The sequence below is a fragment of the Pseudomonas sp. Gutcm_11s genome (genome assembly GCF_028649395.1).
Taxonomy (GTDB): domain Bacteria; phylum Pseudomonadota; class Gammaproteobacteria; order Pseudomonadales; family Pseudomonadaceae; genus Aquipseudomonas.
The window spans coordinates 32,931-45,544 of the sequence record NZ_JAQSUW010000017.1; the positions used below are offsets into that span (position 1 = coordinate 32,931).

At 62.8% G+C, this 12,614-nt stretch carries 13 protein-coding genes; 3 read left to right on the plus strand and 10 right to left on the minus strand.

Annotation, left to right across the window (positions count from 1 at the left end; translation table 11 throughout):
* Nucleotides 1–6: 6 nt before the first annotated feature.
* Nucleotides 7–1,764, minus strand: coding sequence for a DUF1302 domain-containing protein (locus PTT45_RS18615; RefSeq protein WP_273815336.1), 1,758 nt, complete (start codon nucleotides 1,762–1,764; stop codon nucleotides 7–9).
* 301 nt (nucleotides 1,765–2,065) lie between these two features.
* On the opposite strand from PTT45_RS18615, the gene PTT45_RS18620 reads away from it, so the two are divergent.
* Together PTT45_RS18620 and PTT45_RS18625 are read left to right on the plus strand one after the other, a co-directional pair.
* Complete coding sequence (locus PTT45_RS18620) at nucleotides 2,066–2,899, plus strand: extracellular medium-chain-length polyhydroxyalkanoate depolymerase (protein WP_273815338.1); 834 nt, start codon at nucleotides 2,066–2,068, stop codon at nucleotides 2,897–2,899.
* A gap of 99 nt (nucleotides 2,900–2,998) precedes the next feature.
* Nucleotides 2,999–3,334, plus strand: coding sequence for a hypothetical protein (locus PTT45_RS18625; protein WP_273815339.1), 336 nt, complete (start codon nucleotides 2,999–3,001; stop codon nucleotides 3,332–3,334).
* Here the strand turns inward: PTT45_RS18625 and PTT45_RS18630 are convergent.
* A complete protein-coding gene (locus tag PTT45_RS18630) occupies nucleotides 3,331–4,296 on the minus strand; it encodes a CobW family GTP-binding protein (protein WP_273815341.1) in 966 nt (321 codons plus the stop codon). The two genes, PTT45_RS18625 and PTT45_RS18630, sit on opposite strands and share 4 nt — an antisense overlap.
* 71 nt (nucleotides 4,297–4,367) lie before the next feature.
* Between PTT45_RS18630 and PTT45_RS18635 the strand changes: the two genes are divergently transcribed.
* The gene (locus tag PTT45_RS18635) at nucleotides 4,368–4,721 is read left to right on the plus strand and encodes an NADH:ubiquinone oxidoreductase (protein ID WP_273815343.1); all 354 of its coding nucleotides are present in this window, start codon (nucleotides 4,368–4,370) and stop codon (nucleotides 4,719–4,721) included.
* Here the strand turns inward: PTT45_RS18635 and zigA are convergent, their stop codons facing one another.
* The 8 genes from zigA to glmU all read right to left on the minus strand — a co-directional run bounded on the left by zigA (nucleotide 4,722) and on the right by glmU (nucleotide 12,563).
* Nucleotides 4,722–5,915: a zinc metallochaperone GTPase ZigA gene (gene zigA, locus PTT45_RS18640; RefSeq protein ID WP_273815345.1), complete on the minus strand. Its 1,194-nt coding sequence runs from the start codon at nucleotides 5,913–5,915 to the stop codon at nucleotides 4,722–4,724. It abuts the gene before it with no gap.
* A 10-nt stretch (nucleotides 5,916–5,925) separates the two neighbouring features.
* Entirely contained in the window at nucleotides 5,926–6,306 is a 381-nt protein-coding gene (gene dksA / locus PTT45_RS18645; protein WP_273816035.1) for an RNA polymerase-binding protein DksA, read from the minus strand.
* A gap of 219 nt (nucleotides 6,307–6,525) precedes the next feature.
* Nucleotides 6,526–7,029, minus strand: a complete 504-nt coding sequence (locus tag PTT45_RS18650; protein WP_273815347.1) for a DUF3617 domain-containing protein — start codon at nucleotides 7,027–7,029, stop codon at nucleotides 6,526–6,528.
* A 113-nt stretch (nucleotides 7,030–7,142) separates the two neighbouring features.
* Nucleotides 7,143–7,799: a hypothetical protein gene (locus tag PTT45_RS18655; protein WP_273815348.1), complete on the minus strand. Its 657-nt coding sequence runs from the start codon at nucleotides 7,797–7,799 to the stop codon at nucleotides 7,143–7,145.
* A 13-nt stretch (nucleotides 7,800–7,812) separates the two neighbouring features.
* A complete protein-coding gene (locus PTT45_RS18660) occupies nucleotides 7,813–8,361 on the minus strand; it encodes a biosynthetic peptidoglycan transglycosylase (protein ID WP_273815349.1) in 549 nt (182 codons plus the stop codon).
* A 109-nt stretch (nucleotides 8,362–8,470) separates the two neighbouring features.
* Nucleotides 8,471–10,306, minus strand: a complete 1,836-nt coding sequence (glmS, locus tag PTT45_RS18665) for a glutamine--fructose-6-phosphate transaminase (isomerizing) (protein ID WP_273815350.1) — start codon at nucleotides 10,304–10,306, stop codon at nucleotides 8,471–8,473.
* An 11-nt stretch (nucleotides 10,307–10,317) separates the two neighbouring features.
* Nucleotides 10,318–11,085, minus strand: coding sequence for a DeoR/GlpR family DNA-binding transcription regulator (locus PTT45_RS18670; protein ID WP_273815352.1), 768 nt, complete (start codon nucleotides 11,083–11,085; stop codon nucleotides 10,318–10,320).
* Nucleotides 11,086–11,198: 113 nt separating this feature from the next.
* Nucleotides 11,199–12,563 (minus strand): bifunctional UDP-N-acetylglucosamine diphosphorylase/glucosamine-1-phosphate N-acetyltransferase GlmU, encoded by a 1,365-nt coding sequence (gene glmU, locus PTT45_RS18675; RefSeq protein ID WP_273815354.1) that lies wholly within the window; start codon nucleotides 12,561–12,563, stop codon nucleotides 11,199–11,201.
* Between the last annotated feature and the right edge of the window lie 51 nt (nucleotides 12,564–12,614).

The following is a 12,614-nucleotide window of genomic DNA, read 5'->3' on the forward strand; positions in this document are numbered from 1 at the left end:
TCCCTCTCAGAAGCTGTATTTGACGTTGAAGGTCAGGTAGTCGCGGTCGGTGCGCTTGTTCGACAGACCGCCACCGCTGTAACCGACATATTTGGCGCCCACGGTCAGCGACTCCTGGTAGATCGCATCCAGGCCCACCGACCAGCTCTGCGCCTCCTCGTCCAGGCCGTTGGTGAGCTGGGGCGCCACACCGTTGATGCTGTACTGGTAGCTGACGCTGGGCACCAGGTTCACCAGGTTGAACACGTTGCTGTAGGTCAGGCTCATGCTGGCCTGGGCGCCATAGGCGCTGCTGGTCGCCTCGTAGTAGTCGACGTCCGACTCCAGGCCCTGCACGCGGCTGGCCACCAGCTCGGAGAACAGGGTCGCCGAGTCCGCGCCGAGCACGCTGGTGAAGTTGTAGATGGCGGCCAGCGAGGCCTGGTACATGTCCTTCTCGCGGTAACCATCGAGGTGAGTGCCAGCCGGCAGCCCCTGCGGATTGAGCAGCGCGATGGGCAGGTACTCGTTGAGGCCGAGAGCGATCGGCGTGTCCGGCCGGTAGCTCAGTTCGCCAGCCAGGGACAGGCCGTTGAAGATGCTCTCGCCACCGATCGAGGTGTTGAAGCTGATGCCGAACAGGTCGCGCTTCTCCAGGTACTCGGCGTAGTAGCGCGAGCTGCTGGCGTTGGGCAGCGCACCGACCACCGGCAGCACCAGCGGCTCGCCGACGGTCAGGCCGATCATCGGCACCTGCATGCTGTAGCGCAGGTAGTAGAAGCCCAGTTCGGTGTCGTTCAGCTCCGGCACGAACCAGCGCAGGGCCAGGCCGTACTGGGCCGAGTCGTCGGCGTCGATATCCTGGGCGCGCGGGATAAAGGTGGTGGGGACATAGGCACGCAGCAGGTCGTTGACCAGGCCGGGCGGCAGACTGTTGGCCCAGGCCTGGGCGGCCGCCGGGCTGTCGAAGGCCATGGCCTGGCCGGCGAGACCGGTGACCTGTTCCTGCAGCGGCGAGGCAGACAGGTAGTCGCAGTCCTCACCGAGCGGGTCGAGGGTCGAGAAGTAGGTGCCGCAGGGGTCGATCTTCGAGGCTTCCCAGGCCTTGCCCGGCTGCCAGTAGCCCTCGACGGAGAGGTTGTCACGCAGCTCGTAGGAGCCGTAGATCATGAAGGTCGGCAGGTAGGCCTCCTTGATCTCCGAACCGGGCGCGCGCAGGGCGTTGATGTCCACCGGGTTGGTCGCGCCGATGCCGTTCTGATAGAACAGCCCCTCGCCCCAGTTGATCACCTGGCGGCCGAGGCGGGCATTGAGGTCGCGGTCATTGACCGTCCAGCTGCCATAGACGAAGGCGTCGAGCAGGTCGATGCTGGACCCCGCTTCCTCGAGGCCGCCGTCGCTGATCTCGCGATGCCGGCGCGAGTCGTCTTCCAGTTCGAAGTCGTAGAAGGCGCGTCCGCGGATGAACACGCCATGGCGCTCTTGGTAGCGCAGGTCCATCTCCGAGACGACCTTGGCCATCTGCGAGAACAGGTCGCCCTTGCGGAAGTTCAGGTTGCCGTCGTCGGAGTTGATCAGCCCCGAGTTGCTACCGCTGCCGCCATTGGCGCGGGCGATCAGCTTGTCGTCCTGCCCCTCCATGCGGTAGCTGACACCGTAGGAGATGGTGGTGTCGAGCGAGGTGGTCCAGTCTCCCGAGCGCACCTGAAATGCCTGTGCTACCCCGATGGGTAGCGCGCCGAGCAGTGCCAGGCCGGCGACCGCCAGGCCCCTTCCTTGATACATCACGATGACCTCCAGCTGTTGTTTTTATCGGAATCGGAACATCGGTTCCGAAACAATGTAGATTCCGCCGCACCAGCTGGCAAGCCCCAGCACGCATATTTTTTCGATAGCGGGTCGTCACGATCGGCGTCCAGCCTGATCGCATGTTTTATCGATGGCCACGCAGGCGCTCTAGCCTGGGAGATTGCACCTGCAGCCCGCTCGATGCCGCGCCATCCGTGGCCTTCACCCACTTGACGGAATCGGAATTCCTGTTTCTATTTGAATGGCAACGCCCACAATAACAACGGAGATCACCTCCATGACTGCTCTGCGTACGCTGCTCTTTTCCCTGCTGTTGTTCACCCTGCCCCACGCCATGGCCGACTCGCGCTGCAGCGACCGGTCCCGCACGCTACTGCTGCCCGCCAAGGTCAGTTGCAGCCACCAGACCACCTGGATCGACTCCGGCATCGTCGGTGCCCGCCAGGTGATCTACCAGACACCACTGGGTACTCCGCCCAGCGGCGGCTGGCCCGTAGTGCTGATCTACCAGGGTTCGTTCTTCCCGCTCGATGACTTCAGCTACACCAGCAACCTGCCATTCGGTGGCTACTACGAAGGCAAACTGGTGCAGACCCTGCTCAACAATGGCTACGCGGTGATTGCCCCCAGCGCACCCGCCGACCTGTTCTGGCAGACCAATATCCCCGGCCTGGCCCAGGCCTATGAGCTGACCACCGACTACGACTTCCTCGGCAACGTGCTGGCGGCCATCGCCAGCGGTCACTTCGGCCCGCTCAATACCCAGCGTCAGTACGCCACCGGCATTTCCAGTGGCGGCTACAACAGCAGCCGCATGGCCGTGTCGTTCCCCGGGCAGTTCAAGGCGCTGGCCATCCAGTCCGGCTCCTACGCCACCTGCAGCGGCCCGCTGTGCGTGGTGCCCGACACCTTGCCCGCGGACCATCCGCCAACCCTGTTCCTGCATGGCTTCGTCGATACGGTGGTGCCCTGGTGGAGCATGGACCTGTACTACGACCGTCTGCTCCAGCAGGGCACGGAGACGGCGCGCTACACCGAGCCGCTCGGCGGTCACGAGTGGTTCGCCGCCTCGCCGGCCAAGGTTCTGGCCTGGTTCAACGCCCATCCCTGAGCGGGATAAATGTTAACTGCGTCGCAACATGGCACTCTGCTACCATCCGAGCCGGCCGCCTCTTGGCCGGCTCCCTCCACTGTGGACAAGGACCACGCCTTGCAGAACCTGCGCACCTCAGACAACGGCGGCTACATCGACTTTCTCCGCGACCACCTCGGCCAGCAAGGCATCGAGTCCATCGCCTGCGACCTCGGCGAGGAAGCCCGCGGCCATCGCTTCGCCCTGCTGCTGCCGCACGAGCACGACGCCTCGCGCGCCTGGCAGCTTCTGAGCGCAGCGCCCAGCGAGTTCGATCACCACCTGCAGGTTGCAGACGAGCAAGACGATCGCCGGATCGCCTTCTACCGCTCGCCCCTGGTGCGCCGCTACAGCCTGGGCGTGCTGGCCCTGTTGCTGCTCGGCATGGGCGTGGAGGCGCTGCTGGCCCGCTAGCCCAGGCGGCAGTCCGCTAGGGCGGCGGACAGTTTCTCGGCATCCTGCGGCGCGGCGAAGATCAGCTCCAGTCGCGAATCCCGCCGCCACTCACTGACGCGCCATTGCAGAGCGCTGCCGTCCAGGGCGTTGGCCGATTGCCAGTCGCTCTCGCCATGCACCACCAATTTGGCTCGGCGCCAGGGCAGGCCGCTCAACCAGCGCCCGAGCCTGTCGAGGTCGAAGACCTGGCCGGGATGGAAACGCCAACCGATGCTCCAACCCTCGGCCTGCGCCTGCACCTGGCAGATCGGCCGGCGCGGATCGCTCCAGATTGCCGCCAGCGGCGCGCGCCCCGAAGGCAGCTCGGGTGATTGTGCGCCAGGCTGTGCATGGGCCTCGGCCCCCGGCAATGCGGCGAAATCCAGCTCGCCATTGCTGGTCCAGCGCAGTGGCCGTGCCGGCAGCCGTACGCGCACCCGCTCGCGGCTCGCCTCGTCCAGCGCCTCGGCCTTGTTCAGCAGCAATAGGCCAGCCTTCTCCAGCGTCGCCTGCTGGCTCTCCGGCAATTCCTGGTCAGCCGCCAGGGCCGCTGCGTCGAGCACCAGTACCGGCGGTTGCAGCGCCAGCACTCCGGCCCAGGGCGCCTCACCCAGCTGGCGCAACAGTTCGAGCGGGTGACCGAGGCCGGATGGCTCGATCAGCAGGCGATCCGGCCGCGCCTGGCGCAGCAGCCGTCCGAGACCGACCTGGAACGGCGCACCGGCCACACAGCACAGGCAGCCGCCGGGAATCTCGGACAGCGACACTCCCTCCTGCCCAGTGCTCAGCAGCGCCTGGTCGAGGCCGATCTGGCCGAACTCGTTGATCAGCACCGCCCAGCGCTCGGCCGCCGGCTTGTGCGCCAACAGGTGGCGGATCAGGCTGGTCTTGCCGGCGCCCAGAGGGCCGGCGATCAGGTGTGTGGGGATATTGGCGAGCATGGCGCTATGGTGCGGTTTCACGCGGCGCCGGGAAAGGCTAAAGTCGCCGCTTTGTCGTTGAGGACTGTGCGATGCGAGCGATGGTTGCCCTGCTACTGCTGGGCCTGGCCGGCCAAGCCTGGGCCGAGGCCTGCGTGGTACACAGCGAGGGCCAGGAGGTGGAGGTCAAACTCTGCCAGCAGAACCGCAGCATCCCCACCAACCTGTTCCGCAACGGCTTCTGCGCCCCGCAGCTGAAGGACCAGAAGGTCCAGGTGCGCTTCGCCGACCAGTGCCCCAGCGGCGCCTTCGGCGAGTGCCGCAACGCCAAGGTGCAGGGCACGCCGTACCAGCAGGACATCCACTACTACGGCGTGGCCAGCGATGCCCGCTACCTCAAGCCCGCCTGCGAGCAGCAGAGCAAGGGCGAGTGGCTGGAACCCTGATCAGGCCGCAGCCGCGAACGGGTCCGGTAGCTGCGCCCAGGCCGTCGGACCGCCAGCCATCTCCACATCGCTGAGCAGGCAGGCGTCGAGCTCGGCGTGCAGGCGGGCGAAGTCGATGTCCTGGCCGATGAACACCAGTTCCTGCCGGCAGTCGCCGACTGCCACGTCCCACTTGTCCATCACCGTGCGCAGCCCCTCCTCGTCCTGCGGCCACTGCTCGCGTGGCACGAAGCGCCACCAGCGCCCGGCCTGGCCGTAGCGCATCAACCCGCCGGCCTGCGACCAACTGCCCGCCTCGCGATGCTGGCTGGCCAGCCAGAAATAACCCTTGGAGCGCAGCAGCCGGCCGTTGACCCATTCGCGGTCGAGGAAGGCGAAGAAGCGTTCCGGATGGAACGGCCGGCGCGCCTGATAGGCAGTCGAGCCGATGCCATACTCCTCGCTCTCCGCCACGTGCTCGCCACGCATCTCCTTGAGCCAGCCCGGCGCCTGGGACGCACGCTCGAAGTCGAAGCGGCCGGTGTTGAGCACCTTTTCCAGCGCCACCTCACCCATCTGCATCGGCAGGATCTCGGCGTGGGTGTTGAGGCGGCGCAGGATGGCCTGCAGTTCCGCACACTGCTCGGCGCCGATCAGGTCGGCCTTGCTTACCAGCAGCACGTCGGCGAACTCCACCTGTTCGATCAGCAGGTCGGTGATGGCGCGATGATCGTCCTCGCCCAGGGTCTCGCCACGGCTGGACAGGCTCTCGGCAGCGTGGAAATCACGCAGGAAATTCACCCCGTCGACCACCGTGACCATGGTGTCCAGCCGCGCCAGGTCGGACAGGCTCTGTCCCTGCTCATCGCGGAAGGTGAAGGTCTCGGCCACTGGCAACGGCTCGCCGATGCCGGTCGACTCGATCAGCAGGTAGTCGAAACGCCCCTCGCGAGCCAGGCGGGCGACCTCCTCCAGCAGGTCTTCGCGCAGGGTGCAGCAGATGCAGCCGTTGCTCATCTCCACCAGTTTTTCTTCGGCGCGGTTGAGGCTGACGTCGCGCTGCACCGCCGCGCCGTCGAGGTTGATCTCGCTCATGTCGTTGACGATCACCGCCACGCGCAGGCCGGCGCGGTTGCGCAATACCTGGTTGAGCAGGGTGCTCTTGCCGGCGCCGAGGAAGCCGGAGAGCACGGTTACGGGGAGACGCGGGTCCATTGGAATGTCCTCACAGATCACGGATATGTCGTTCACGGCGCTCCTGACGCTCCTTGGCCTCGACGCACAGAGTCGCCGTCGGACGCAGCAGCAAGCGGGGCAACCCGATCGCCTCGCCGGTCTCCGCACACCAGCCGTAGTCGCCATGAGCCAGGCGCTGCAGCGCAGCATCAATCTTGTCCAGCAGCCGCTTCTCACGCTCCAGCACGCGCAACTGCCACTGGCGCTGCTCTTCGGCACTGCCGGCATCGGCCGGATCGCTGGTCGGCTCCAGTTCACGCAGATCGGCGCACTCGGCGGCGATGCGCAACTGCAACTCCTCACGCTGCGCCAACAGCAGCAGACGGAAGAACGACTGTTGCGCCGCATCCATATAGGCGTCGGCGGGCATGGCCAGGAGTTCGGCTTGGCTGAGCAAGGGCAGGTCTCATCAGGGCTTATTTTATTGTTATAACATAACACAAGAAATGAAAATTGCCCCTGACCAGGCAACGACACACGGACCGATGGCGAGGCGGAGAGCTACCGCCCAGCCATCAGATACCCATTGGCGAGGCTTACCAGCCGCCGCAACTCCAGGAACCGAAGGACAACGGCACCCAGCCAGGCCTCAGCGCGGCGGCAGCCCGCCGCAGTCCTCGCCGACCCAATGCGCCTCGCTGTTCATGGTGCTCTCATGGCCGTCATAGACACCCTTCACCTGAGTGGTGAAGGCCGTGTCGCTCTGGAAGCGCGTCTCCCCCTCCCCCTGGCCATTGGGGCAGGTGAAGCGGAACTTCCACAGGTCCGCAGTGCGTTCGGTGATCTCATGACTGCAACCGGAGCTCGGGTCCTGCAGAGGAATGTTCTGACCCTTGGCACTTTCCGGGCTAATGCACAGCTGCACCCCGGAGCTACCTAGCTTCACGCCCTTCTGCGCGAGCATCTGCTCCATTATCTGGCGTTGCTCGGGCGGCAAGTTCTGCAACTGACCGAGCATCTCCTGCATGTTCGGCATCTGCTGGTCGCCCCTCTGCGCCTGACCGCTGAACTCCCACAGGCCGGGGCGAATTTCGGCCACCGCAATGGCGGGCAGCAGGCACAAGGCCAATGACAAGAGGCGTGTTGGCGACATGGTCCGGCTCCTCGGGGTGATGGCTGACTCTGAAAGCTTAGGTCAGATGAGATGGGCCACCGCAGGTTTGAGCAGAACTTCCACAATTAAATTTTTAAGATAAACAAAATTAGTCACAAACTTTTTACCACTTGGCGCACGTACTCTCCCCAGCTTCTATAACACCTAATTGATGCACTTTGAACGCGAGGAGCCTTTTCAGTAATATCTAACTTGCTTTTCAAAAGCCACATTGTTTGCGCTATATTTTGAGCGCTTGCATACTTACTAATACTGGGTATGTATTTTGAATCAATGAACCCTTTCTCTATATTTCTTGGAACAGAATAAATATTACTCTCCCAAAATCCTCTTTCTCGACCATTAGAAGGATTAACTACTCCAGACTCAAAATCATAGGACCACTCATTGAAATTTTTTACAACTTTTTCAAACAGATCACTGGACACCACAAACAAATCCAAATCCGAGTGCTCACCAAATCCAGTGCCAATTTTGGCAGGCGCTAGTGACTGACCAATACGTCCACTTCCGGTCAAACTAATTTCCTTGGGATCGACACTTAATCGAACCCCCAACCAAGACCTTACAGTCTCATACAGGGCCGGATTGTCCTTGAAAGCGTATGGAATACCCTCAGAAAGCCAGAGTCTGGCAATAGCAATTTTTGACTGTTCCCCGCCATTTGCTGCAGCTTTAACAATATTCTCAGCATTCGGATAACTACTTAAAAAATCCGACAAATGTGTCGAGAACTTGAATGCTTCCATTCACCCACCTCGGTCAAAAGACTTCATCCAGACGACTTAAAATATAAGCCTCTCGTTTTTTTATTTTATCAGAATAAATTTTCCCACTGCTCTTTGGCTCCGGATATTTCAGCCTGGCAACAACTCTTACAGCATCGCCTATTGAAATATCAGAATAATCCAGCCCTAACTCCTTAGTAGCCTGCAGCAAGCCATTCATTCCAGCCCCATAATAAGCGACAAATAGGTAAAATCTCGGAATTTCAATTTTACCTAATCTCTTAGTCAAAAGAAGCGCATAAAACATCTCTAACGCTTTTCTTCTAACGGTTCTCTCATATTTCCCGGTAAGGACTCTAACAAGTTGCATTGCAATAGTAGATCCCCCCTCACGTCTACCACATGCATATGTTCTCCATATTGCTCTACACATGGAGAACATATCCACGCCGGGGTGAATCTTATATCTATGATCTTCAGCAGCTATTAAAGCTAATACTAAATTCTTGGAAATTTCAGAGTTACTTATTTGACTACTTATCTTAGCTATACCCTTTTCTATCAAGCCCCAATCAGCTCTCACCTAAAAGCTCCAAGCATTTAATTAAAGACAATAGCTAATAGATTATTACCAGAAATCTAACCCAATAAAAAAGCGGGCAATCTGCCCGCTTTCTGGTTTCGCTCTCGGCTTACTCCACCGTCACTGACTTAGCCAGGTTACGCGGCTGGTCCACGTCGGTGCCTTTGAGCACTGCCACGTAGTAGGACAGCAGCTGCAGCGGCACGGTGTAGAGGATCGGAGCCAGCACGTCGTGGATGTGCGGCATGTTGATCACCTGGGTGCCCTCGCCGTTGCTCATGCCGGCGGCGCCGTCGGCGAAGACGATCAGCTCGCCACCACGGGCGCGGACTTCCTGCAGGTTGGATTTGAGCTTTTCCAGCAGCTCGTTGTTCGGCGCCACGGTGACTACCGGCATGTCGGCATCGACCAGGGCCAGCGGGCCGTGCTTGAGCTCGCCGGCCGGGTAGGCCTCGGCGTGGATGTAGGAGATTTCCTTGAGTTTGAGCGCACCTTCCATGGCCACCGGATACTGGGCACCACGGCCGAGGAACAGGGTGTGGTGCTTCTCGGCGAACAGCTCGGCGACTTTCTCCACGGTCTTGTCCATGGCCAGTGCCTCGCCCAGGCGAGTCGGCAGGCGACGCAGCTCTTCCACCAGTTCGGCAGCAACGCCGGCTTGCAGGGTGCCACGCACTTGGCCGAGGGCCAGGGTCAGCAGCAGCAGGGAGACCAGCTGGGTGGTGAAGGCCTTGGTCGAGGCGACGCCGATTTCCGGGCCGGCCTGGGTCAGCAGGCACAGGTCGGACTCGCGCACCAGAGAACTGGTGCCGACGTTGCAGATGGTCAGACTGGCCAGATATCCGGCCTGCTTGGCGTTGCGCAGGGCGGCCAGGGTGTCGGCAGTCTCGCCGGACTGGGAGATGGTGATGAACAGGCTGGCGGGCTGCACGGCCACCTGGCGGTAGCGGAATTCGCTGGCCACTTCGATCTGGCAGGGAATGCCGGTCAAGGCTTCCAGCCAGTAACGGGCGACCATGCCGGCGTGGTAGCTGGTACCGCAGGCGACGATCTGTACGTTGCGCACCTTGGCGAACAGTTCAGCGGCCTGCGGGCCGAAGGCCTGGACCAGCACGTGGTCGCCGCCCAGGCGGCCTTCCAGGGTGCGCTGCACGACCTTGGGCTGCTCGTGGATTTCCTTGAGCATGAAGTGGCGGTATTCGCCCTTGTCGGCGGCCTCGGCGCCTTCGTGGTACTGCACCGATTCACGCTGTACCGGCTGGCCGGCGACGTCCCAGATCTGCACGCTGTCGCGGCGGATCTCGGCGATATCGCCCTCTTCCAGGTACATGAAGCGGTCGGTGACCTGACGCAGGGCGAGCTGGTCGGAGGCGAGGAAGTTCTCTCCCAGGCCCAGGCCGATCACCAGCGGGCTGCCGCTGCGGGCGGCGAGGATGCGGTCCGGCTGGGCAGCGCTGATCACGGCCAGGCCGTAGGCACCATGCAGCTCGGGAATCGCGGCCTTGAGCGCGGTGGTGAGGTCGCCAAGCTGCTGCAGCTTGTGGTGCAGCAGGTGGACGATGGTCTCGGTGTCGGTATCGGAGGTGAAGACGTAGCCGAGGCCCTTGAGGCGCTCGCGCAGTTCCTCGTGGTTCTCGATGATGCCGTTGTGCACCACGGCCAGTTGCTCGCCCGAGAAATGGGGGTGCGCGTTGCGCTCGCTCGGCGCACCGTGGGTGGCCCAACGGGTGTGGGCGATGCCCAGGTAGCCGGTCAACGGCTCGCCGGCCAGGGCCTGCTCCAGCTCGGCGACCTTGCCGACGCGGCGCCGACGCTGCAGTTCACCAGCCTGGGTGAAGACCGCCACGCCGGCGCTGTCATAGCCGCGGTACTCCAGGCGCTTGAGGCCTTCGACCAGTATTGGGGTGATGTTGCGTTCGGCGACGGCGCCAACGATGCCACACATAGCGGTTCTCCTCAGGAAGCTGCGGCGAGGATCAGCTGGACCCCACGCGCGCGTATCTGTTCGGCCACCTGGCTATCCAGGCGGTCGTCGGTGATCAGGGTATGGAGGCTGCTCCAGGGCAGCTCCAGGTTGGGAATGCGCCGGCCGACCTTGTCGCTCTCGACCATGACGATGACCTCGCGGGCCACCTCGGCCATGACCCGCGATAGGCCCAGCAGCTCGTTGAAGGTGGTAGTGCCACGCTCCAGGTCGATGCCATCGGCGCCGATGAACAGCTGGTCGAAGTCGTAGGAGCGCAGGACCTGCTCGGCGACCTGGCCCTGGAAGGACTCCGAGTGCGGGTCCCAGGTGCCGCCGGTCATCAGCAGCACCGGTTCGTGCTCGATGTCGCGCAGGGCGTTGGCCACGTTCAGCGAGTTGGTCATCACCACCAGGCCGGGCTTGTGGCCGAGCTGGCGGATCATCGCCGCGGTAGTGCTGCCGCTGTCGATGATGATGCGCGCGTGCTCGCGGATCAGGCCGACCGCCGCACGGGCGATGGCCTGCTTGCGCCGGGAGACGGGCTGCGCCGGTTCGCCGATCAGCTCCTGCGGCATGGGCACGGCACCGCCGTAGCGGCGCAGCAGCAGACCGTTCTTCTCCAGCTCGGCCAGATCCTTTCGAATCGTAACTTCGGAGGTGGCGAAATGCTGCGCCAGGGCATCCACGACCACCTCGCCCTGCTCGTTGAGCAAGGCAAGAATCGCGTGGCGGCGCTGGGGAGTGTTGCGCTTCGACATTTAAGTTTCGATTCGAAAGATAAGTGCGCGAATCAAAACCTAATGAAAGCTAGCGGTCAAGCGCTGGATGGAAAAAAGGCGGCCTTGGCCGCCTTTTATTCAATCGCTTCGGACTACTTGGGAGTCTTCTGCGGACGCTTCCAGCCTTCGATGTTGCGCTGCTTGGCACGCCCAACAGCCAGGGCGGCGGCCGGCACATCCTGGGTCACGGTGGAGCCGGCACCGGTGGTGGCGCCATCGCCCAGAGTAACCGGGGCGACGATGGAACTGTTGGAGCCGATGAACACGTCCTCGCCCATCACCGTCTTGTGCTTGTTGGCGCCGTCGTAATTGCAGGTGATGGTGCCGGCACCGATGTTGGTGCGTGCGCCGATCTCGGCATCGCCCAGGTAGCTCAGATGGCCGGCCTTGGCGCCCTCGCCCAGCACCGCATTCTTCAGCTCGACGAAGTTGCCGACATGGGCCTTAGCACCCAGCTTGGCCCCAGGACGCAGGCGGGCGAACGGGCCGCAGTCGGCGCCCTCGCCTACTTCGGCACCTTCCAGGTGGCTGTTGGCTTTGACGATGGAGCCACGGCGCAGGATGGAATCCTTGATCACGCAGTTCGGGCCGATCTGCACATCGTCCTCGATCACCACGCGGCCTTCGAGAATCACGTTGATGTCGATGGTCACGTCGCGGCCCACGGTCACTTCGCCACGCACGTCGAAACGGTGTGGGTCGAACAGGGTCACGCCCTGGGCCATCAGCTGGCGAGCCATGCGCTGCTGGTAGTGGCATTCGAGCTGCGACAGCTGGATGCGGTCGTTGGCGCCGAGCACTTCCATTTCGTCCTGGGCGGTTTCGGTGGCCACCACCAGGCCGTCGGCCACCGCCATTGCGATGACGTCGGTGAGGTAGTACTCGCCCTGGGCATTGCTGTTGGACAGGCGACCCAGCCAATCGCCCAGGCGCTTGCCCGGTACGGCGAGGATGCCGGTGTTGCCTTCGCGGATGGCGCGCTGCGTCTCGCTGGCATCCTTGTGCTCGACGATCGCCTGCACCACACCGTTGGCGTCGCGGACGATGCGGCCATAGCCGGTGGGGTCGGCCAGGTTGACGGTCAGCAGTCCCAGCTGGAATTCGTTGGCCTGCTCGAGCAGACGGGTCAGGGTCTCCACCTGGGTCAGCGGCACGTCGCCGTAGAGGATCAGTACCTTCTCCGCTTCCAGCGCTGGCAGCGCCTGGGCCACGGCATGGCCGGTACCCAGCTGCTCGGCCTGCAGCACGAAGTTGATATCGTCGGCCGCCAGGCGCTCGCGGACCAGCTCGGCACCGTGGCCGATCACCACGTGGATCTTGCGCGGCGACAGCTTGCGGGCGGTGTCGATGACGTGGCCGAGCATAGGCTTGCCGGCAACCGGATGCAGGACCTTGGGCAGGGCCGAGCGCATGCGGGTGCCCTGGCCGGCGGCGAGGATGACGATATCGAGGGACATGACGGAATCCTGAGCGGGCACAGGCGGAACACCACCTGTGGATAAAAACGG

Coding starts and splice junctions, on each gene's coding strand:
- PTT45_RS18615 (WP_273815336.1), bottom strand. CDS start 1,764: ATGTATCAAGGAAGGGGCCTGGCGGTCGCCGGCCTGGCACTGCTCGGC.
- PTT45_RS18620 (WP_273815338.1), top strand. CDS start 2,066: ATGACTGCTCTGCGTACGCTGCTCTTTTCCCTGCTGTTGTTCACCCTG.
- PTT45_RS18630 (WP_273815341.1), bottom strand. CDS start 4,296: ATGCTCGCCAATATCCCCACACACCTGATCGCCGGCCCTCTGGGCGCC.
- PTT45_RS18635 (WP_273815343.1), top strand. CDS start 4,368: ATGCGAGCGATGGTTGCCCTGCTACTGCTGGGCCTGGCCGGCCAAGCC.
- zigA (WP_273815345.1), bottom strand. CDS start 5,915: ATGGACCCGCGTCTCCCCGTAACCGTGCTCTCCGGCTTCCTCGGCGCC.
- dksA (WP_273816035.1), bottom strand. CDS start 6,306: ATGCCCGCCGACGCCTATATGGATGCGGCGCAACAGTCGTTCTTCCGT.
- PTT45_RS18650 (WP_273815347.1), bottom strand. CDS start 7,029: ATGTCGCCAACACGCCTCTTGTCATTGGCCTTGTGCCTGCTGCCCGCC.
- PTT45_RS18655 (WP_273815348.1), bottom strand. CDS start 7,799: ATGGAAGCATTCAAGTTCTCGACACATTTGTCGGATTTTTTAAGTAGT.
- glmS (WP_273815350.1), bottom strand. CDS start 10,306: ATGTGTGGCATCGTTGGCGCCGTCGCCGAACGCAACATCACCCCAATA.
- PTT45_RS18670 (WP_273815352.1), bottom strand. CDS start 11,085: ATGTCGAAGCGCAACACTCCCCAGCGCCGCCACGCGATTCTTGCCTTG.
- glmU (WP_273815354.1), bottom strand. CDS start 12,563: ATGTCCCTCGATATCGTCATCCTCGCCGCCGGCCAGGGCACCCGCATG.